Origin of the sequence: Variovorax paradoxus, from assembly GCA_016806145.1 — a bacterium.
Classification (GTDB): Bacteria; Pseudomonadota; Gammaproteobacteria; order Burkholderiales; family Burkholderiaceae_C; genus Variovorax.
On record CP063166.1, the window covers coordinates 3689029 to 3707851 of the forward strand.

The following is an 18823-nucleotide window of genomic DNA, read 5'->3' on the forward strand; positions in this document are numbered from 1 at the left end:
AAAGAAGAGGAAATCAGTTGGGCAGGCCCACGAGATGCCGCGCCATCACCACGCGCTGGATCTGGCCGGTGCCCTCGACGATGTCGAGCGCCTTCACGTCGCGGAACAGCTTCTCGATCAGGTGGTCGCCGCGCCCGCCCGCCAGGCCCAGCACCTCCATCGCGAAGCTCGTGGCCTCGAAGGCGGCCGGCGGCGCGAGCGCCTTCGAGGCCGAGGCCTCGAGCATGTTGGGCTGGCGCCGGTCGGCCAGCCAGGCGGCGCGCAGCGCCATCAGCAGCGCGGCCTTGAGCTTGCGGCGCGAGCGCTCGAGCCGGTCGCGCAGCCGCAGGTCGGAGGCCAGGCCCTGGGCCTGCATGAAGGCCGCGGCCTCGTCGAGCGCTGCGCGGCCGATGCCCACCGCCATGCCGGCGATGGCCGGACGGCCCGCGTTGAAGGTGTTCATCGCGCCCTTGAAGCCGCCCGAGCGCTGCTCGTAATACGCCTCGCCGCCGAGCAAATTGGCCGCGGGCACGCGGCAGCCCGAGAGGAAGAAGGAGGTCGACTCGTAGGCCTTCAGGCCCATCTTCTTCTCGATGCGGAAGTCGCCGAAACCCGGCGTGCCGCGCTCGACCACGAAGGCGCGGTGGCCCGCGCGGCCCAGCGCCGGATCGATGGTGGCGAACACCACAGTCCATTCGGCGCGGCCCGAGTTGCCCGAGAAGGACTTGGCGCCGTCGAGCACCCAGTGGTCGCCGTCGCGCCGCGCGCGGGTCTTGATGTTGGCCACGTCGGAACCGCCCGAGGGCTCGGTCATCGCGAAGGCGCCCCAGATCGGGCGCTGCGGATTCACGAAGGGCGAGAGAAAGCGCTGCTTCTGCTCGGGCGTGCCCATCGAGAGGATCGGCGGTTCGCCCAGGCCCGGGCCCGGCAGCGCGACGCCGATGCCGCGGTCCCAGTAGGCGCCCTCCTCGGCCAGCAGCACCTGGGCCACGGCCGAGCCGGCCTTGTTGGGCGCGGGCGCATCGGTGCCGTCGGGCGTCGCGCCGGCCGCGCGCCAGCGCGTGCGGCCGAAGCCCTCGGCCAGCATGCGCACGAAGAAGGGGTCGTCCACCGGCAGCGGCGCGCCCGCGCGGTCGGCGCGCCAGCCCGCGGGCCGCATCTCGTCGCGCCCGAGGCGGCGCAGGGTCTGCAGGCGGGACTGGTCGTCCGCGCTGATCGAAAAATCCATCTCAGGCTCCCTGGGTCGTTGCGTCGGTGGTGGCAAGAAAGTCGATCGGCGCGGCGATCGCGGCCGGCAACGCGTCGTCGCGCGCGGCATCGGCGCCGCCGAGCAGCAGGCCCAGCGCGCGCAGCTCGCGCAGCTGCTTCTCCACCGGGTAGTCGCGCATGAAGCCCGCGCCGCCGAGGATCTGCACCGCGTTGGCGCCGATGAAGACCCCGTTCTCGATCGCCTCGATCAGCGCCGTGGCCGCGGCCTCGCGCGCGGGCCGGCCGGCATCGAGCCGCCAGGCGGCCTCGTGCAGCAACTGGCGCGCGGCATCGACCGCGCTGTGCATGTCGACGATCAGGAAGGCCAGTGCCTGGTGGTGCGCGATCGGCTTGCCGAAGGCGACACGCTCGAGCGCGTAGCGGCGCGAATAGTCGGCCGCCGCATGCATCTGGCCGACCAGCAGCGCCGCGAGCTGCACGCGCGCATGGGCCAGCGCGAGCGCGGCGGCCGCGGGGTCGGTCCACGCGGCCTCGACCGGCGCGCGGTCCACGCGCAGCTCGCTCGCGCCCGCGGCGCGCAGTCCGGCGCCGGCCACTTCGGTGAGCACGATGCCCTGCGTGACCAGGCGCAGCCCGTCGCGGCTCAGCACCGCGAGCAGGTCGATGCGGTCGGTCGGCAGCCAGGCCGCATGACCGCTCAGCGCATCGCCATCGCTCGCCCATCGGCCGCGCGCATCGAACACCAGCGCCGCGCGCGCATCGGGCCGCGCCAGCAGCGGCTGCAGATGGCGCTGCAATGCCGCCTCGCCGCCGAAGGCCCGCAGCGCCTGCGCGACCGCGCCGATCGGCTGCAGCGCCAGCGCCGCGCCGGGGCAGCCGGCCGCGAGCCGCTCGGTCACCAGCACCCGCGCGAGCGCGCCGAGGCCGGCACCGCCCGCGGACTCGGGCCAGTCGATGCGGTCGAAACCGATCTGGGCCGCCTCGCGCCGCAGGGCCTCGGGCAGCGCGCGCTGCGCCTCGAAGGCGCGCTGCGAGGGCAGCAGTTGCTGCTCGGAAAAGCGCTGGGCCGTCTCGGCCCCCAGCGCGAGTTCTTCATCGAGTGCGAAATCGATCATGGCGTGCTCCGGCGCGGCTCAGTGGCGTCCGAAGACGGGATCGCGGCGCTGCGCCATCGCGGCCACGCCCTCGCGGAAGTCCTGGGTCTGGAAGTGCTGGCGCTGCTCGCCGGCCTCGCGCTCGACCGCGGCGCGCACCGCCTCGACCAGCCCGGCGCGCAGGCTGGCGCGGGTCGACTCGACCGCGATCGGCGCCGAGATCGCGATCTCCCCGGCCAATGCCTGGGCGCGCGCGCGCACCTGGTCCTGCGACGCCAGCTCGTCGACCAGGCCGATGCGCAGTGCCTCGGCGCCGTCGATGCGGCGGCCGGTGTAGAGCAGCAGCGCGGCCTGCTGCGCGCCGACCAGGCGCGGCAGCGTGTGGCTCAGCGCGAAGCCCGGATGGAAGCCCAGGCGCGCGAAGTTGGCGCTGAAGCGCGCCTCGGCGCAGGCGACGCGGAAATCGGCCACCAGCGCGAGCCCGAGCCCGCCGCCCACGGCCGGCCCGTGCACCGCCGCGATCACCGGCTTGGTCACGGCGAACAGCCGGATCGCCTGCCGGTAGAGCTCGCCCGGGTCGCGCCGCTCGCCGGCGGCGGGCGTGGGCGACGAGAAATCGGCGCCCGCGCAGAAGGAGCGCCCCTGCGCCGCCAGCACGATGGCGCGGCATGCCGGGTCGGCCTGCAGCGATTCGAAGGCCTCGGCCAGCGCCGAGATCAGCGCGAGGTCGAAGAAGTTGTGGGGGGGCCGGCACATCTCCACCGTGGCCGTGTGGCCGGCGCGGTGGATCGAGAGGTCGGAAGGATTCGCTGCGGTGCTCATGGGACTCCTGTCGGCTGTTCTTTTTCAACGATATAACAGATACATGTTTTTTAAAAGCACATATGTATTATTATTTGGCCAGCCCGAAGCCCGGGCAGGTCGGCGAACGACCGGTTCAGTCACGAACTCAGGAGCAAAAAAGATGGAGACAAGCAGGCGCCGGCTGTTGCTGGCATTGGCGGGAACGGCGGGCGCGGCGGTGGCGGGACCGGCCTTCGCGCAGGGCACGGCCTTCCCGACGCGGCCGATCAAGATCGTGGTGCCGTTCACGCCGGGCAGCGGCTCCGACAACTCGGCGCGCTACTTCGGCGACCAGCTCGCCACGCAGCTCGGCCAGGCGGTAGTGGTCGAGAACAAGCCGGGCGCCAACGGCATCATCGCGCTGCAGCAGGTGAAGAACGCGCCGGCCGACGGCTACATGCTGCTGCTGGCGAGCAACTCGCCGATGGCCGTGAACCCGCTGACCATCAAGGACCTGGGCTACGACTCGGTGAAGGACTACAAGCCGGTGTCGGGCCTGACGCGCGGCATGAACGTGGTGGTGGTCTCGAACGACTCGCCGTTCGCGAGCATCGAGGCGCTGCTGGCCGCCAGCAAGAGCAAGTCGCTCACCGTCGGCACCTACTCCGCGGGCTACCAGCTCGCGGCCGCCTGGCTCGCCAACGTGGCCGGCGGCGACTTCACCAACGTGCCCTACAAGGGGCAGGCGCCGATCATGACCGACGTGATCGGCAACCAGCTCGACTTCGCGCTGGTCGACCTCGGCGGCGCGATGCCGCTGATCAAGGGCGGCAAGCTGCGCCCGCTCGCGGTCTCGGGCGAGGCGCGCAACCCCGACCTGCCGAGCGTGCCGACGATCCGCGAGAAGGGCTTCAACGAGTACGTGCAGTACAGCTGGGTGTCGTTCTACGTGCGCTCGCAGACGCCCGACGACGTCACCGCGAAACTCGCCGAGGCGCTGCAGAAGACGCTCGCCACCGAGGACGCGCGCGCCTTCGTGCGCAAGTCGGGCGCCGAGCTCATGCCCTACCCGCCCGAGAAGATGCAGCGCTTCCACCTCGAGGAGATCGCGCGCTTCCGCAAGATCGCGGCCATCGCCAACATCAAGCCCGAGTGACCCAGAATGGCGGCATGAACCAAGCCGTCCCCTCGCCCGAAGTCCCCCTCTACAACGCGCCGGCGCTGGTCGCCTATGCCGATGCCCTGCTGCAGAAGTGCGGCCTCGCCGCGCCGATGGCCGCGAGCGTGGCGCGCACGCTGGTCGAGGGCGACCTGCTGGGCCACGACACCCACGGCCTCGCGCTGCTCGCGGGCTATGCGAAGGAACTCGAGGCGGGCGGCATGGCGCGCGAGGGCGTGCCCGAGGTGCTGTCGGACCGCCCCGCCGCCGTGCTGTGGGACGGCCGGCGCCTGCCCGGCCCCTGGCTCATGGAACAGGGCCTCGACCTGCTGGTCCCGCGCGCCCGCGAACTCGGCACCGCCTCGCTGGTGATCCGCCGCAGCCACCACATCGCCTGCCTCGCGGTCTACATGCTGCGCGCGCTGCGGGAGGACATGCTGATGCTGCTGGCCTGCTCCGACCCCAACACCGCGAGCGTCGCGCCCTTCGGCGGCACGCAGGCGGTGTTCACGCCCAACCCGCTGGCGCTGGGCTTCGGGCTCTCGCAGGGCGGCGTGATGGTCGACATCTCGGCCTCGATCACCACCAACGGCATGAGCAACCGCAAGCGCGCGGCCGGCGAGACCTTCGCCGAGCAGTGGCTGATCGATGCGCGGGGCCGGCCCTCGAACGATCCGCAGGTGCTGTTCGACAGCCCGCCCGGCACCTTGCTGCCGGTGGGCGGCCTGAGCCATGGCCACAAGGGCTACGGCATGGCGCTGCTGGTCGAGGCGCTGACCGGCGGCCTCGCCGGCCATGGCCGCGCCGACCCGCCCGAGGGCTGGGGCGCGACGGTGCACGTCACGCTGCACGACCTGCATGCCTTCGGCGGCAAGGCGGCCTTCCTGCGGCAAATGGACGAGGTCGCCGAACGTTGTCGCGGCAATGCGCCCATCGATCCGGCGAAGCCGGTGCGGCTGCCGGGCGAAGGCGGGTTGAAGCGTCGGGAGGCGCAATCGAGGGACGGGGTGCGGCTGCACCCGTCGATCGCGCGTTCGCTCCAGGAAGTGGAGCAGCGGCACGGCCTGCGGCTGGCGCAGGCGCTGGCCTGATCAGTTGTCTTGGTCGTCGCCGTCCTCGTCGGACGGAGCGGCCTCGCCCGCGGGCCGCGGCTTGCGCGTCGCGGGCCGCGCGAGGATCTCGAGGTAGAACTGCTTGCCGCCCTCGGCCACCACGTGGTCGATGCTGGCGGTGATGGCCGACAGGTGGATCGTCTCGGCGTTGTCGGCGGCGGTGCCGAAGCGGCAATCGAAGTCCCAGAAATCGGCGCCGGCCGGCAGTGCATGGCCGCGCTCGCGCTTGATGTACTTGCGGATTTCGTGCTTGGTGGCTTCGAGGTGGCGGTCGGGGTGCTTGCCCTCGACCTGAAGCTGGAAGGTTTTTCTCATGGGTGATGGTAACCAATGCCCCGCCGTGCCACTGTGTACAGTCGGCGGCTCAACGGAAAGCAGGTGAAAGACATGGCGCGCGCGAACGACTGGGCAAGCAAGGTGATGGCATTGATCAACGGCGGCAATCCCGCCGCGGCCATCGCACAGATCAAGGTCGCGCCCTCGGTCAAGGACCTGAAGGCGCTGCAGACCATCATGACGCTCTCGAAGATGAAAGGCCGCTATCCGAACGTGGATGCGGCCATCGCGGACAACCTGGCGCTGCTCGCGGCGCCCCGGCTGCACCGCTCGCCCTGACAGCCGGCTTTACAGCGCCTGGCCGAGGCGCTTGACGCCCTCTTCGATCTTCGCCACGTCGGCGGTCGCGAAGCTCAGGCGCAGGGTCGCCACGTCGGGGTTCTCGGCATAGAACGGCGCGCCGGGCACGAAGGCAACCAGCTTCTCGATCGCACGCTTGGCGAGTTCGTTGGCATTGGCCAGCTTGCCGTTGGCGCCCGTGAGGCGGGCCCAGAAGAACAGGCCGCCGTTGGGCTGGGTGAAGCTCACCGCGTCGCCGAGCTCGCGCTGCAGCGCCTGGCCCATGGCCTTGGCGCGCTGGCCGTAGACCTCGCGCACATGCGCCAGCGTGGCCGGCATGCGGCCGCTCTTGAGGTACTGGGCCGCAGTGGCCTGCGAGAAGGTGCTGGTGTGGGCGTCGCTGAACTGCTTGCACATGGTGGCCTTGGCCAGCAGCTCGGCCGGGGCGATCATCCAGCCGATGCGCAGGCCCGGGCTCAGCACCTTGCTGAGGCTGCCGCAGTGCGCGAGCAGTTCGCGGCTGCCGGGCACGTCCTTGCTCAGCGCCATGATCGAGGGCGGCGGCGCCTCGCCGAAGTACAGATCGCCATAGGGATCGTCCTCGACGATCAAGGTCTGGTACTTGACGGCCAGCTCGAGCACCTTCTTGCGGCGTTCCAGGCTCAGCATCGCGCCGCTGGGGTTGCCGAAGGTGGGGATCAGGTAGACGAACTTGGGGTTGTGCTCGGCGATCAGCTTCTCGAGTTCGTCGGTCTTCACGCCGTTGGCGTCGATCGGCGCGCTGATGAGCTGGGCGCCGTAGAGGCGGAAGCACTGGATGGTGGCCAGGAAGGTCGGGCCCTCGACGATCACCTTGTCGCCGGGCGAGATCATGGTCTTGCCCAGCAGGTCGAGCGCCTGCTGGCTGCCGGTGGTGACGATCAGGCCGCTGGGATCGACCTCGACGCCCTTGGTCTTCATGAAGGCGCTGAGCTGCGCGCGCAGCGGCTCGTAGCCTTCGGTGGCGCCGTACTGCAGCGCGCCACCGGCCTCCTCGGCCAGCACCTTCTGGCTCGCCTCCTTGAGGCCCTCGACGTCGAACATCGCGCTGTCGGGGAAGCCGCCCGCGAAGCTGATGATGCCGGGCTTGCCCAGCAGCTTGAAGAGTTCGCGGATGGCGGAGGTTTCGACGTTGTCGAGGCGGGAGGCGAATTGCATGGTCAGTCTCACTTTCTGGCCGCCATTGTGGCGAAAGCCGCGGGAAATTAAGTTGCGTAGGTCATTCCCGTTTCAGCGATATATTGCGCCTGCCTTTGTCCCGCCCCATGAAAAAAGAAAACATCGCGCCCTTCTTCGCCGTCCTGCAGGCCGCCAACCCCACGCCCGAGACCGAACTCGAATACAGCACGCCCTTCGAGCTGCTGGCCGCGGTGCTGCTGTCGGCGCAGGCCACCGACGTGGGCGTGAACAAGGCGACGCGCAAGCTGTTCCCCGTGGCCAACACGCCGCAGGCGATCTTCGACCTCGGCGTCGAGGGCCTGGAGGGCTACATCAAGACCATCGGGCTGTACCGCAGCAAGGCCAAGCACCTGATCGAGGCCTGCCGCATGCTGGTCGAGCAGCACGGCGGCGAGGTGCCGCGCACCCGCGCCGAACTCGAGGCGCTGCCCGGCGTGGGCCGCAAGACCGCCAACGTGGTGCTCAACGTGGCGTTCGGCGAGGCCACGATCGCGGTCGACACCCACATCTTCCGCGTCGGCAACCGCACCGGGCTGGCGCCGGGCAAGACGCCGCTCGAGGTCGAGCTCAAGCTCGAGAAGCGCGTGCCGCTCGAGTACCGGCTGCATGCGCACCACTGGCTGATCCTGCACGGGCGCTACGTCTGCGTGGCGCGCACGCCGCGCTGCTGGGACTGCGCGGTGTCGACCTACTGCGACTACAAGCCGAAGACGCCAGCGCCCAAGCGCTGAGGCCGCATCAGGTCGACCGAAGCTCGACCACCTGCCAGCCGCCGAAGGGCAGCGGCGTCGACGGCCACTCGGTGGCATCGCGCGGGCAGCGCGTGCCCGCGTGCAGCAGCGACACGGCGCGCAGCACGCCCGCATGCGCGACCCACAGCGCATCGCCCTGCCCGGCTCTCCATTCGTCGTAGGCGCCGGCCACGCGCGCCATGAAGGCACGCACGCTCTCGCCATGCGCGCCGGCACGGGTGTCGGCGAAGTCGGCGGTCCAGGCATCGAGCTCGGCGCGCGCGATCGCCGACCAGGACTGCCCCTCCCAGGCGCCGAAATCCATCTCGGCGATGCGCGCATCGTGCTGCACGGCGAGGTCGGGCCGCAGCGCGGCGATCGCACCGGCCAGCGTGGCGCAACGCCGCAGCGGCGACGACAGCACGGCGAGCCCCGGCGGCAGTTCGCGCGCGATGCGCTCGGCGGCCGCGCGCGTGGCCTCGGCTTCGGCCTCGAGATCGCTCGCGCCGTAGCACAGGCCCACCTCGGCAATCACCGGCGCATGCCGCAGCAGCCAGAGCCTGCGCATGCTCATGCCCGCCACGCCAGCGCGAGGTAGATCGCGATCTCGCAGACCTGCTGCGTGGCGCCGAGGCCGTCGCCCGTGAAGCCCTGCAGCCGGCGGCGAAAGAGCCGCGCCATCCACAGCGCCGCCAGCGCCGCCGCGAGCAGCGCCGCCAGCGCATGCACCGCGCCGTGCGACAGCGCCAGCAGCGCCAGCGCGGGCAGCGTCCACAGCACGCCGATCGCCAGCGCGCCGCCGCTGATCGCATCGGCCAGCGGCTTGGCCTTGCTCGCGCCGCTGTCGCCCGCGTAGGGCAGCCAGCGGATCAAACCGAGCGGCGCGAGCCGCGACAGCACATGCGCGCCGACGATGGCCGCCGCCACCGCATGCAGCCCGCCGCCGGCCAGCACCGCGATCAGCGCGCACTTGAGGCCCAGCGCCAGCACCAGCGCGATCGCGCCGAAGGCACCGATGCGCGAGTCCTTCATGATCTCTAGCGCGCGCGCCCGGTCGGCCGAACCGCCCAGGCCATCGGCCACGTCGGCCAGGCCGTCCTCGTGGAAGGCGCCGGTCAGCATCACGGTCGCGACCGTGCTCAGCACCGCCGCCGCGAACGCGCCCGCGAGTCCCGGCAAGCCCATCGCCACGCCCACGAACACCAGCGCCGCCACGCCGCCGGCCAGCCAGCCGATGCCCGGCAGGTGCGCCGCGCTCGCGCGCAGCATCTGCGGGCTGTAGCCGACCCAGGCCGCGAGCCGGCCCGTGACCGGCACGCGGGTGAAGAACTGCAGCGCGAGCAGGAAGTGCCGCAGGCCGCTCATCGGGCTCAGGCGTCCTTGCGCGAGACGCCGGCCGACTCGAAGCTCGCCATCTCGCGCACGATGCGGCAGGCCGATTCGAGCAGCGGCCAGGCCAGCGCGCCGCCCGAGCCCTCGCCCAGGCGCAGGCCCAGGTTCAGCAGCGGCTCGAGCCGCAAGCGCTCGAGCAGCAGCGCATGGCCCGGCTCGGCCGAGACATGGGCCGCCACGCAGCGCTGCGCCACGTGCGGGCGCAGCGCCTGCGCCACCAGCACGGCGGCGCTCGCGATGAAACCGTCGAGCACGATCACGCGCCGTTCCTCGGCCGCCTGCAGCACCGCGCCGACCAGGGTCGCGATCTCGAAGCCGCCGAGCGCGGCCAGCGCGTCGAGCGGCGCGGTGGCATTCGCATGCAGCGCCAGCACCTCGCGCAGCACGGTGCGCTTGCGCGCCAGCCCGTCGGCGTCGAGCCCGGTGCCGGCGCCGGTGCAGCGGTCGATGTCGATGTCGGCCAGGCGCGCCAGCAGCAGCGCGGCGGCCGAGCTGTTGCCGATGCCCATCTCGCCGAGCAGCAGCGCATTGCCCGGCAGCGCGCGCACGATCTCGCGGCCGTTGGCGATGGCCTGCGCGCACTGGGCGGCGCTCATCGCCGGGCCGGCCGAGGCATCGGCGGTGCCCGCCGCGATGCGCCGCTGCACCAGGCCGGGCCGCGGCTGGAAGTCGCGCCGCACGCCGCAGTCGGCCACGGTCAGCGCCAGGCCGTGCTGGCGCGCGAGCACGCTGACGGCGGCGCCGCCGGCCAGGAAGTTCTCGACCATCTGCCAGGTCACGTCGCTCGGATAGGCCGAGACGCCGCGCGCCGCCAGCCCGTGGTCGGCCGCGCAGACCAGCATCTGCGGCGCCTCGAGCGCCGGCGACTCGGTGCCGAGGATCGTGCCCAGGCGCAGCGCCAGCGCCTCGAGCCGGCCGAGCGCGCCCAGCGGCTTGGTCTTGTTGTCGAGCGCGGCCTGCAGCCGGGCCGCGAGCGCGGCGTCGGCGATGTCGGGCACCGCGGGAAGAAGGTCGTCGTGGGTCATGCGATCAGGCCGGCGAGCACGCCGGCGTCGAAGTGGTTGTCGATGAAGTCGGCCAGGCCGTCGAAGGTGGCGTCGAGCGTGGGCGCCGCGACGCCGAACAGCGCCTGCAGCACCGCGGGGTCCTCGAACAGCCCGTGCAGATAGAGGCCGAGCACGTTGCCGCGCGCGTTCTGCCAGGCCAGTCCCTCGGGCATCACCGCGCCGCCGTCGCCGGCCATCTGCGGATGGGCCGCGGTCTGGCCATGGTGGATCTCGTAGCCGGCCACGGCCACGTTCGACAGCGCGGCCCAGGCGCCCGTCAGCGTGCCGAAGGCGGCCTCGCGGCGGCGCACGGTCTTGTCGCGCTCGAACACCGTCACCAGCGGCAGCAGACCCAGCCCGGGCGCGTTGCCGTCGATGCCGTGCGGATCGACCAGCGCCTCGCCGAGCATCTGCAGCCCGCCGCAGACGCCGAGCACCGCGCCGCCGCGCGCCGCATGCTCGGCCACCGCGCGGTCGAGCCCCTGCGCGCGCAGCCAGGCCAGGTCGCCGCTGGTGTGCTTGGAGCCGGGCAGCACGATCCAGTCGGCGCCGGCCACGTCGGCCGGCGCGCGGGCCCAGACCAGGCGCACGCCGGGCACGTTCTTCAGCGGCTGGAATTCGTCGAGGTTGCTGATGCGCGGATAGGCGATGACGGCAACGGTGCGCGTCACGGCGCCCGAGGACCGGCTGCGGTCGTCGAACACGCCGTCCTCCTCGGGCAGGCCGTGCTGCCACCACATCGGCAGGGTCGCGACCACGGGCACGCCGGTCATCTCGCGCAGTTGCTCGGGCGCGGGCGCGAGCAGCGAGGCATCGCCCCTGAACTTGTTGAGCACGAAGCCCGCGAGCAGCGCGCGGTCGGCCTCGGGCAGCAGCGCCCAGGTGCCGTAGAGATGGGCGAAGGCGCCGCCGCGGTCGATGTCGGTGGCCAGCAGGCAGCGCGCCCGGGCATGGCGCGCGATGCGCAGGTTGACGATGTCGCTGGCCATCAGGTTGATCTCGGCCGGCGAGCCGGCGCCCTCGATCACGACCACGTCGTTCTCGGCGCGCAGCTCGTCGAGCGCGCGCGCGAGCTGCGGCCACACGCGCTCGCTGCGGCCGCGCCACGGCAGCGCCGACAGGGTCTCGTCGACCTGCCCCATCAGCACCACCTGGCTGTGGGTGTCGCGCTCGGGCTTGAGCAGCAGCGGGTTCATGCGCACCTCGGGCCGCGCGCGCGCCGCGAGGGCCTGGAAGTACTGGGCGCTGCCGATCTCGCCGCCCTCGACCACGCGCGCGTTGTTGCTCATGTTCTGCGCCTTGTAGGGCGCCACCTTGAGTCCCTGGCGCGCATACCAGCGGCACAGCGCGGTCGCGATCCAGCTCTTGCCGGCCCCGCTGGTCGTGCCCAGCACCATCACGCAACGCGCCCCGCCGGTGTGCTCTCGCGCGCTCGCCGGCGCCGCCGCTGCCTGGAAATTCATGGCGGGATTGTCGTTGAGCGCGCGCGGGTGCCCGAAACGCAACACCGGAATGCGGCTTCCGTCACGCAACCGGGCCTGCGAACCCACGGGCTGCATCCGGTTCGTCGATTCCTCCGTATACCCGGCTTCTCCGTCACAGCACCCGCGACCACGCCCCATGCCCGCCCTCAACGACCTGGCCCTCACCGTCGAAGAACCCGAACCGGACCGCTTCCACTGGGTGCTGCTCGAGGCGCTGGACAGCGGCGAGGCCGAGGTGCTCGACTACCGCGTCTACCGCCGCGCCGCGCGCGCCGAGGCCAGCTACTCGAACGCGCTGGTGATGGGCGTGGCGGAGCTGCAGAAGATCAGCGCGGCGCGGACGTCCGATCCCGACACCTGAACCTGCGCGCGCTCAGGGCGCGAAGCCCGAGCGCCGCACCACCGGCTCCCACTGCTGCCGGTAGGCCTTGAGCATCTGCACCGTCTCGGCGTTGCTGCTGACCACCGGCGTGATGTAGAGCGCATCGGCCGCCTTCTGCAGCCCCGGGTCCTGCATTACCTCGCGGATCTTCGCGGCCAGCAGCTGCACCCTGGCCGGCGGCATGCTGCTCGGCGCGAAGAAGGTGTTCCAGCCGTCGGCATCGATCTTCATGCCGGCCTCGCGGAAGGTCGGCAGCGAAGGCGCGAAGCTCGCGCGCTTCTTGCCCGACACGGCCAGGATGCGGATCTTGCCGGCCACGTGCTGCGCATAGAGCGAGTCCAGCGTGTCGATGGCGATCGGCAGCGAGCCGCCGGTCAGGTCGGCCGCCAGCGGCGCCGAGCCGCCGTAGCCCTTGATCTGCGGCTGCACGCTCAGCGCATCGCCCACCATCAGGCCGAAGAAGTGCGGCAGGCTGCCGGTGGCGGGCACGCCGAAGACCGCCTCCTCGGGATGGGCCCAGAGCCGGCCCACCAGGAACATGGCGCGGTCGAGCTGCAGCTTCTGCCCCACGGCCAGCGCGAAGTCGTAGCTGCTGACCTGGGTGACGGGCACGAAGTCCTTGTCGGGATCGTAGCCCGCGTCCTTGATCACCAGCGGCGCCACCACCATCACGGCGGGGTTGCCGAGCATCAGCACGTTCTCGGTCGCGCTCGCGCGCCGCAGCTGCTTGGCCGCGAGCCGGCCGCCCTCGCCCGCGCGATTCTCGACCGTGACCGCCACGCCGAGCTTGGGGCCGAGCCGCTCGGCGATCAGGCGCGCGATGCGGTCGGTGCTGCCGCCGGGCGCATAGCCCACGACCAGCGTGAGCGGGCTGTCGAGGTTCTGCGCCTGCGCGGGCGCCAGGATGCCGCCGATCGCGAGCGCGAGGCAGCAGGCGGCGAGTCGTCGCCGGGAAGGGAAAAAGGGCACGGGGGATCTCCTCACGCCGGCGGCTGGTGGCCGGCTTTTGTTACGCTGTTTATATGCAGGTAACAAATAGTTGATCTAATCCATCATCGGGCGCCGCGGCGGCGCCGCCACATCCCGCGCCTCCGTGAGCTCTTCTTCCCTGCAAGCCTTTCCCGACGCGGCCGCGCTGCTCGCGCCCCGCTCCCTCGACGACCTGCTGCTCTACCGGCTCTCGCGCGCGGCGCGCGCCGGTGCCGGCATGGCCACGCGCCTGGTCGAGGGCGGCTTCGGCATCACGCGCCGCGAATGGGGAATGATCGGCACGCTCGCGCAGACCGGCGAGATCACGCCCTCGGCACTGTCGGAGCAATTGAACCTGGACCGCGTGCGCACCTCGCGCGGGCTGCGCAGCCTGGTCGAGAAGCAGCTGGTGGAACGGCGCCGCGACGCCGAGGACCGCCGCGAGGTGCATGTGCGGCTGAGCCCCGCGGGGCGGCAGCTCTACGACGAGCTGTTCCCGCGCATCGCCGACCTCAACACCGGCCTGCTCGATGGCCTGGAGCCCGCGCACATCGAGATCCTGCTGCAGTGCCTGCAGCGGCTCGAGCAGCGCGGTGGCGCGCTCAGCGCCCAGGGCATGGTGCCCGAGAAGGCCGACCGCCGTTCGGGCGGCACGCGCCACCGCTGGCCGAAGCGGGGCGCGTAGCGACGAAGCGAAGAGCGCTCAGCTCCGCGGGCCGCGCGGGGCGCCGTCGCTCGAGGCTACCGCGCCCGGCACTTCCCAGCCGCCGCCGATCGCGCGGATCAGCCCCACGGCCGCCTGGTACTGCGCCGACTTCACCTGCAGCGCCTGACGACGGTTGCGCAGCTCGCTGCGGCGCGCGTCGAGCAGGTCGAGCTGGCTGATGTAGCCGTTGCGGTAGCGCGTGTCCGACAGGCTGGTCGCGCGCGCGGCCGAGGCCACGGCCGTGGCCTGCACGCCCGACTGCTCCTGCAGGATGCGGATCGACGACAGCTGGTCCTCGACCTCCTGGAAGGCCACGAGCACCTGGTTGCGGTAGCCGGCCAACGCGCCGTCGAGCTGCGCATTGGCGCTCTGCAGCCCGGCCTCGCGGCGACCGCCGTCGAAGATCGGCAGCGACAGCAGCGCGCCCACGCCCCACGAGCGGGCCGACCACTTGAACAGGTCGCCGATCTCGGGCGAGGCATAGCCCGCAGCGCCGGTCAGCGAGATGTCGGGGAACCACGCGGCCTGCGCCACGCCCACGCGCGACTGGGCCGCGAACACCGCGTTCTGCGCGGCCGACACGTCGGGCCGGCGCGTCAGCACCGTGGCCGGCACGCCGGGCGGGATCGCGGGCAGCGCGGTGGTCCAGTCGGCCGGCCGCACGCCGAAGCTCGAGGCCGAATCGCCCACCAGCACCGCGAGCGCATGCTCGACCTGGGCCCGCTGGCGATCGATCGCCAGCGCGTCCGACTCGGTCGACGAGACCTCGGTCTGCACGCGCGCCACGTCGAGCTCGGCGATGTCGCCGGCCTGCTGGCGGCGCTGCGACAGGCGCAGCGTGTCGCGGTAGGCCTCGACCTGCTCGCGCACCAGCACGCGCTCGGCATCGAGGGCGCGCAGCGTGAGGTAGGTCTGCGCCACCTCGGCCTGCACCGCCAGCCGCGTGCTCTGCAGCAGCGCCTCGCGGCCGGCCGCGTCGAGCCGCGCCGCGTCGCTGGCGCGCGAGAGGCGGCCGAACAGGTCGAGCTCGTACGAGAAGGTGGCACCGGCATTGGTCATGGTGGCCGGCGAGGTGCTGGCCGTGGCCTTGTCGAGGCCGGCGCCGCGGTTGGCGCCGGCGCTCAGGCCCACCTGCGGCAGCCGGTCGGCGTTGACGCTGCGCGCGATGGCGCGGGCCTCGGCCAGCCGCGCCGCCGCGCCCTGGATGTTGTTGTTGCTGACCTCGGCCTTGGCGATGAGCTCGTTCAGGACCGGATCGTTGAAGGCCTGCCACCAGGCGCCGCGCGCGGCGCCCTCGGAAGGCACGGCGCGGGTCCAGCCGGCGGGCGGCGTGGCGCCCTGTTCCTTGAACTGGGCCGCGGCCGGGGTCTCGGGCAGGCCCGAGGGCACGCTCGCGCAGCCGGCCAGGGCCAGCGCCGCCACCAGGGGCAGCACGGCCGCGCGCAGCGGCGCCGAGAGGGATGAGAGCTTGAAGTTCATGATCGAGCTTCCTTCTTGTTCTGTGGTTCGTTCGTCATTCATGCGAGGTCCGCGGCGAGGCCGGCACCGGATGCAGGCCGCCGCCATGGCCGCCGCCCGATCCGCCCGAGGCCGGCGCCGGATGGTCGCCCGACACGAAGTCCTCGCCATGCGGCACCTCGCCGTGCAGCTTCAGCGGCCGGTTGCCCGCGATGCGGCGCATCAGCACGTAGAACACCGGCGTCAGGAACAGGCCGAAGGCCGTCACGCCGATCATCCCGGCGAACACCGCCACGCCCATCGCCTTGCGCATCTCGGAGCCCGCGCCGGTCGACAGCACCAGGGGCAGCACGCCCATGACGAAGGCCAGCGAGGTCATCAGGATCGGGCGCAGGCGCAGCCGGCTGGCCTCGATCGCGGCCTGGATCGGCGTTCGCCCGGCGAACTCGAGCTCGCGGGCGAACTCCACGATCAGGATCGCGTTCTTCGCACTGAGCCCCACCAGCACGATCAGCCCGATCTGCGTGAAGACGTTGTTGTCGCCTCCCGAGATCCACACGCCCGCCATCGCGGCCATGATGCCCATCGGCACGATCAGGATGATCGCGATCGGCAGGGTCAGGCTCTCGTACTGCGCGGCCAGCACCAGGAACACCAGCAGGATCGCCAGCGGGAACACCAGGAAGGCGGAGTTGCCGGCCAGGATCTCCTGGTAGGTCAGCTCGGTCCACTCGAAGCTCACGCCCTTGGGCAGCGTCTCGGCCGCGATCTTGGTGATCGCGTCCTGCGCCTGGCCCGACGAGTAGCCGGGTGCCGGGCCGCCGTTGATGTCGGCCGCGAGGTAGCCGTTGTAGCGCATGGCGCGTTCCGGACCGAAGGTCGAGTTGACCTTCATCAGCGCGGCCAGCGGCACCATCTCGCCCGAGGTCGAGCGCACCTTCAGCAGGCCCACGTCCTCGGCACGGGCGCGGTAAGGCGCGTCGGCCTGGACGCGCACGCTGTACGTGCGGCCGAACTTGTTGAAGTCGTTGGCGTAGAGGCTGCCCAGGTAGATCTGCATCGTGTCGAAGATGTCCGTCACCGGCACGCCGAGCTGGCGCGCCTTGGTGCGGTCGATGTCGGCATACAGCTGCGGCACGTTGACCTGCCAGCTCGTGAACATGCCCGTGAGTTCGGGCGCCGCATAGGCCTTGGCCATGAAGGCCTTGACCGCCGCGTCCATCTGGTCGTAGCCGACCGAAGCCCGGTCCTCGATCTGCAGCTTGAAACCGCCCGTGGTGCCCAGGCCCGCCACCGGCGGCGGCGGGAACATCACGATGAACGCGTCCTGGATGCTCGAGAAGGCGCCGTTGAGCTGGCCCGCCACCGCGCCGCCGCTCTGGTCGGCGCGCTTGCGCTGGTCGAAGGGCTTGAGCGTGGCGAACACGATGCCCGAGTTCGAGCTGTTGGTGAAGCCGTTGATCGACAGGCCCGGGAAGGCGATGGCGTCTTCCACGTTCGGGTTCTTCTTCATGATCTCGCCCATGCGCTGGATCACTTCGTCGGTGCGGTCGAGTGTGGCGCCGTCGGGCAGCTGCGCGAAGCCGATCAGGTACTGCTTGTCCTGCGCCGGCACGAAGCCGCTGGGCACGGCCTTGAACAGGCCGAAGGTCACGCCGACCAGCGCGAGGTAGATCACCAGCATCAGCGTCTTGCGCGAGATCACGCGCTTGACGCCGCCGCTGTAGGCCTCGGAGCCGCGATGGAAGAACCGGTTGAAGCCGCGGAACAGCCAGCCGAAGGCCCGGTCCATGCCGCGCGTCAGCGCGTCCTTGGGCTGGTCATGGCCGCGCAGCAGCACGGCGGCGAGCGCGGGCGACAGGGTCAGCGAGTTGATCGCCGAGATCACGGTCGAGATCGCGATGGTCACCGCGAACTGGCGGTAGAACTGGCCCGTGAGGCCGCTGATGAAGGCCAGCGGCACGAACACGGCCACCAGCACCAGCGCGATCGCGATGATGGGCCCGGACACCTCGCGCATCGCGCGGTAGGTCGCCTCGCGCGGCGTGAGCCCCGCCTCGATGTTGCGCTCGACGTTCTCCACCACCACGATGGCGTCGTCCACCACGATGCCGATCGCCAGCACCAGCCCGAACAGGCTCAGCGCGTTGATCGAGAAGCCGAGCACGTGCAGCACGGCGAAGGTACCGATCACCGACACCGGCACGGCCAGGAGCGGAATGATCGACGCGCGCCAGGTCTGCAGGAACAGGATCACGACCAGCACCACCAGCATGATGGCTTCGAGCAGCGTGTGGATCACCGATTCGATGGACGCGCGCACGAACTGCGTCGGGTCGTAGGCGATGCGGTATTCCAGGCCTTCCGGCATGTTCTTGTTGAGCTCGGCCATGGTCTTGCGGACGTTCGCCGAGATGTCGAGCGCGTTCGAGCCCGGGGCCTGGAACACGCCCATGCCGACGGCCGGGTCGTTGTTCAGCAGCGAGCGCAGCGAGTAGTCGGCGGCGCCCATCTCGAGGCGGCCGATGTCGCGAAGACGCGTGACGGCGCCGTCGGTGCCGCTCTTGACGATGATGTCGCCGAACTCTTCCTCGCTCTGCAGGCGCCCCTGCGCATTGATCGAGAGCTGCATGTCCACGCCCGACAGGCCCGGCGAAGCGCCGACCACGCCGGCCGCGGCCTGCACGTTCTGGCCGCGGATCGCAGCCACCACGTCGGAGGCCGAGAGGCCGCGCTGCGCCACCTTCTGCGGGTCGAGCCAGACGCGCATCGAGTAGTCGCCGCCGCCGAAGATCTGGACCTGGCCCACGCCTTCGATGCGCGCCAGCGGATCCTTCACGTTCAGCACCGCGTAGTTGCGCAGGTAGTTGATGTCGTAGCGGTTGTTCGGCGACACGAGGTGGACCACCATGGTGAGGTCGGGCGCGCTCTTCACCGTGGTGATGCCGAGCCGGCGCACTTCCTCGGGCAGGCGCGGCTCGGCTTGCGAGACGCGGTTCTGCACCAGCTGCTGGGCCTTGTCGGGGTCGGTGCCGAGGCGGAAGGTCACCGTCAGCGTCATCACGCCGTCGGTGGTGGCCTGGCTGCCCATGTAGAGCATGCCCTCGACGCCGTTGATCTGCTCCTCCAGCGGGGTCGCCACGGTCTCGGCGATCACCTTCGGGTTGGCACCCGGGTACTGGGCGCGCACCACCACCGAGGGAGGCGCGACTTCCGGGTACTCGGAGATCGGCAGACCGCGCAGCGCGATCAGGCCGGCTATCAGCATCAAGAGCGACAGCACGCCGGCAAAGATCGGCCGGTCGATGAAGAATTTAGAGAGATTCATTTCGTTGGCTCCATCGCGCGGACAGCGCGATCCACGCCGCTTCGAAAAAGACGAGCGGCATCCAGGTGGCTCCCATCAAGGAACTTCGAGTAACGCTGGCGAGAGCCGGCCGTTGCCGCTGTCGCCGTCGTCGGTGTCCCGGGTTTCCCGGCGCGCCG

The 18823-nt window shown here is 71.3% G+C and carries 18 protein-coding genes; 6 read left to right on the forward strand and 12 right to left on the reverse strand.

Annotated features, from left to right (window positions below; all coding sequences use genetic code 11):
* Positions 1-13: 13 nt before the first annotated feature.
* Genes INQ48_17260 through INQ48_17270 form a run of 3 tightly spaced genes read right to left on the reverse strand, consistent with a single transcriptional unit; the run spans position 14 to position 3104 of the window.
* Positions 14-1207 (reverse strand): acyl-CoA dehydrogenase family protein, encoded by a 1194-nt coding sequence (locus INQ48_17260; protein QRF55171.1) that lies wholly within the window; start codon positions 1205-1207, stop codon positions 14-16.
* A gap of 1 nt (position 1208) precedes the next feature.
* Complete coding sequence (locus tag INQ48_17265; protein ID QRF55172.1) at positions 1209-2303, reverse strand: acyl-CoA dehydrogenase family protein; 1095 nt, start codon at positions 2301-2303, stop codon at positions 1209-1211.
* Positions 2304-2321: 18 nt separating this feature from the next.
* Entirely contained in the window at positions 2322-3104 is a 783-nt protein-coding gene (locus tag INQ48_17270) for an enoyl-CoA hydratase/isomerase family protein (protein QRF55173.1), read from the reverse strand.
* Positions 3105-3246: 142 nt separating this feature from the next.
* Between INQ48_17270 and INQ48_17275 the strand changes: the two genes are divergently transcribed.
* Together INQ48_17275 and INQ48_17280 are read left to right on the forward strand one after the other, a co-directional pair.
* A complete protein-coding gene (locus tag INQ48_17275) occupies positions 3247-4221 on the forward strand; it encodes a tripartite tricarboxylate transporter substrate binding protein (protein QRF55174.1) in 975 nt (324 codons plus the stop codon).
* Between the two features lie 14 nt (positions 4222-4235).
* Entirely contained in the window at positions 4236-5315 is a 1080-nt protein-coding gene (locus INQ48_17280) for an Ldh family oxidoreductase (protein QRF55175.1), read from the forward strand.
* Here the strand turns inward: INQ48_17280 and INQ48_17285 are convergent, their stop codons facing one another.
* The gene (locus INQ48_17285) at positions 5316-5651 is read right to left on the reverse strand and encodes a hypothetical protein (protein ID QRF55176.1); all 336 of its coding nucleotides are present in this window, start codon (positions 5649-5651) and stop codon (positions 5316-5318) included.
* Positions 5652-5723: 72 nt separating this feature from the next.
* Here INQ48_17285 and INQ48_17290 point away from each other — a divergent pair, with 72 nt between their 5' ends.
* Entirely contained in the window at positions 5724-5951 is a 228-nt protein-coding gene (locus tag INQ48_17290; protein QRF55177.1) for a hypothetical protein, read from the forward strand.
* 9 nt (positions 5952-5960) lie between these two features.
* Here the strand turns inward: INQ48_17290 and INQ48_17295 are convergent, their stop codons facing one another.
* Positions 5961-7148 (reverse strand): PLP-dependent aminotransferase family protein, encoded by a 1188-nt coding sequence (locus INQ48_17295; protein QRF55178.1) that lies wholly within the window; start codon positions 7146-7148, stop codon positions 5961-5963.
* Positions 7149-7255: 107 nt separating this feature from the next.
* Here INQ48_17295 and nth point away from each other — a divergent pair, with 107 nt between their 5' ends.
* Positions 7256-7900, forward strand: a complete 645-nt coding sequence (gene nth / locus INQ48_17300; GenBank protein ID QRF55179.1) for an endonuclease III — start codon at positions 7256-7258, stop codon at positions 7898-7900.
* 7 nt (positions 7901-7907) lie between these two features.
* Here nth and INQ48_17305 read toward each other — a convergent pair whose 3' ends face one another.
* Genes INQ48_17305 through INQ48_17320 form a run of 4 tightly spaced genes read right to left on the reverse strand, consistent with a single transcriptional unit; the run spans position 7908 to position 11735 of the window.
* A complete protein-coding gene (locus INQ48_17305) occupies positions 7908-8468 on the reverse strand; it encodes a histidine phosphatase family protein (protein QRF60773.1) in 561 nt (186 codons plus the stop codon).
* Between the two features lie 2 nt (positions 8469-8470).
* Entirely contained in the window at positions 8471-9265 is a 795-nt protein-coding gene (locus INQ48_17310; protein QRF55180.1) for an adenosylcobinamide-GDP ribazoletransferase, read from the reverse strand.
* Between the two features lie 5 nt (positions 9266-9270).
* The gene (cobT, locus tag INQ48_17315; protein QRF55181.1) at positions 9271-10317 is read right to left on the reverse strand and encodes a nicotinate-nucleotide--dimethylbenzimidazole phosphoribosyltransferase; all 1047 of its coding nucleotides are present in this window, start codon (positions 10315-10317) and stop codon (positions 9271-9273) included.
* Positions 10314-11735: a cobyric acid synthase gene (locus INQ48_17320; protein ID QRF60774.1), complete on the reverse strand. Its 1422-nt coding sequence runs from the start codon at positions 11733-11735 to the stop codon at positions 10314-10316. The genes cobT and INQ48_17320 overlap by 4 nt, the downstream gene beginning before the upstream one ends.
* 223 nt (positions 11736-11958) lie before the next feature.
* On the opposite strand from INQ48_17320, the gene INQ48_17325 reads away from it, so the two are divergent.
* Positions 11959-12183, forward strand: coding sequence for a hypothetical protein (locus INQ48_17325; GenBank protein QRF55182.1), 225 nt, complete (start codon positions 11959-11961; stop codon positions 12181-12183).
* A gap of 12 nt (positions 12184-12195) precedes the next feature.
* Here INQ48_17325 and INQ48_17330 read toward each other — a convergent pair whose 3' ends face one another.
* A complete protein-coding gene (locus INQ48_17330; GenBank protein ID QRF55183.1) occupies positions 12196-13173 on the reverse strand; it encodes an ABC transporter substrate-binding protein in 978 nt (325 codons plus the stop codon).
* A 139-nt stretch (positions 13174-13312) separates the two neighbouring features.
* Here INQ48_17330 and INQ48_17335 point away from each other — a divergent pair, with 139 nt between their 5' ends.
* Positions 13313-13858 (forward strand): winged helix-turn-helix transcriptional regulator, encoded by a 546-nt coding sequence (locus INQ48_17335; GenBank protein QRF60775.1) that lies wholly within the window; start codon positions 13313-13315, stop codon positions 13856-13858.
* Positions 13859-13876: 18 nt separating this feature from the next.
* Here the strand turns inward: INQ48_17335 and INQ48_17340 are convergent, their stop codons facing one another.
* Together INQ48_17340 and INQ48_17345 are read right to left on the reverse strand one after the other, a co-directional pair.
* Complete coding sequence (locus INQ48_17340; protein ID QRF55184.1) at positions 13877-15358, reverse strand: efflux transporter outer membrane subunit; 1482 nt, start codon at positions 15356-15358, stop codon at positions 13877-13879.
* A gap of 34 nt (positions 15359-15392) precedes the next feature.
* Positions 15393-18665, reverse strand: coding sequence for an efflux RND transporter permease subunit (locus INQ48_17345; GenBank protein QRF55185.1), 3273 nt, complete (start codon positions 18663-18665; stop codon positions 15393-15395).
* Positions 18666-18823: the final 158 nt, after the last annotated feature.

Bases quoted from the DNA above. Each gene is read 5' to 3' on its own strand.
- INQ48_17260 (QRF55171.1), bottom strand. From the start codon at position 1,207: ATGGATTTTTCGATCAGCGCGGACGACCAGTCCCGCCTGCAGACCCTG.
- INQ48_17265 (QRF55172.1), bottom strand. From the start codon at position 2,303: ATGATCGATTTCGCACTCGATGAAGAACTCGCGCTGGGGGCCGAGACG.
- INQ48_17270 (QRF55173.1), bottom strand. From the start codon at position 3,104: ATGAGCACCGCAGCGAATCCTTCCGACCTCTCGATCCACCGCGCCGGC.
- INQ48_17275 (QRF55174.1), top strand. From the start codon at position 3,247: ATGGAGACAAGCAGGCGCCGGCTGTTGCTGGCATTGGCGGGAACGGCG.
- INQ48_17280 (QRF55175.1), top strand. From the start codon at position 4,236: ATGAACCAAGCCGTCCCCTCGCCCGAAGTCCCCCTCTACAACGCGCCG.
- INQ48_17285 (QRF55176.1), bottom strand. From the start codon at position 5,651: ATGAGAAAAACCTTCCAGCTTCAGGTCGAGGGCAAGCACCCCGACCGC.
- INQ48_17290 (QRF55177.1), top strand. From the start codon at position 5,724: ATGGCGCGCGCGAACGACTGGGCAAGCAAGGTGATGGCATTGATCAAC.
- INQ48_17295 (QRF55178.1), bottom strand. From the start codon at position 7,148: ATGCAATTCGCCTCCCGCCTCGACAACGTCGAAACCTCCGCCATCCGC.
- nth (QRF55179.1), top strand. From the start codon at position 7,256: ATGAAAAAAGAAAACATCGCGCCCTTCTTCGCCGTCCTGCAGGCCGCC.
- INQ48_17305 (QRF60773.1), bottom strand. From the start codon at position 8,468: ATGCGCAGGCTCTGGCTGCTGCGGCATGCGCCGGTGATTGCCGAGGTG.
- INQ48_17310 (QRF55180.1), bottom strand. From the start codon at position 9,265: ATGAGCGGCCTGCGGCACTTCCTGCTCGCGCTGCAGTTCTTCACCCGC.
- cobT (QRF55181.1), bottom strand. From the start codon at position 10,317: ATGACCCACGACGACCTTCTTCCCGCGGTGCCCGACATCGCCGACGCC.
- INQ48_17320 (QRF60774.1), bottom strand. From the start codon at position 11,735: ATGGTGCTGGGCACGACCAGCGGGGCCGGCAAGAGCTGGATCGCGACC.
- INQ48_17325 (QRF55182.1), top strand. From the start codon at position 11,959: ATGCCCGCCCTCAACGACCTGGCCCTCACCGTCGAAGAACCCGAACCG.
- INQ48_17340 (QRF55184.1), bottom strand. From the start codon at position 15,358: ATGAACTTCAAGCTCTCATCCCTCTCGGCGCCGCTGCGCGCGGCCGTG.
- INQ48_17345 (QRF55185.1), bottom strand. From the start codon at position 18,665: ATGAATCTCTCTAAATTCTTCATCGACCGGCCGATCTTTGCCGGCGTG.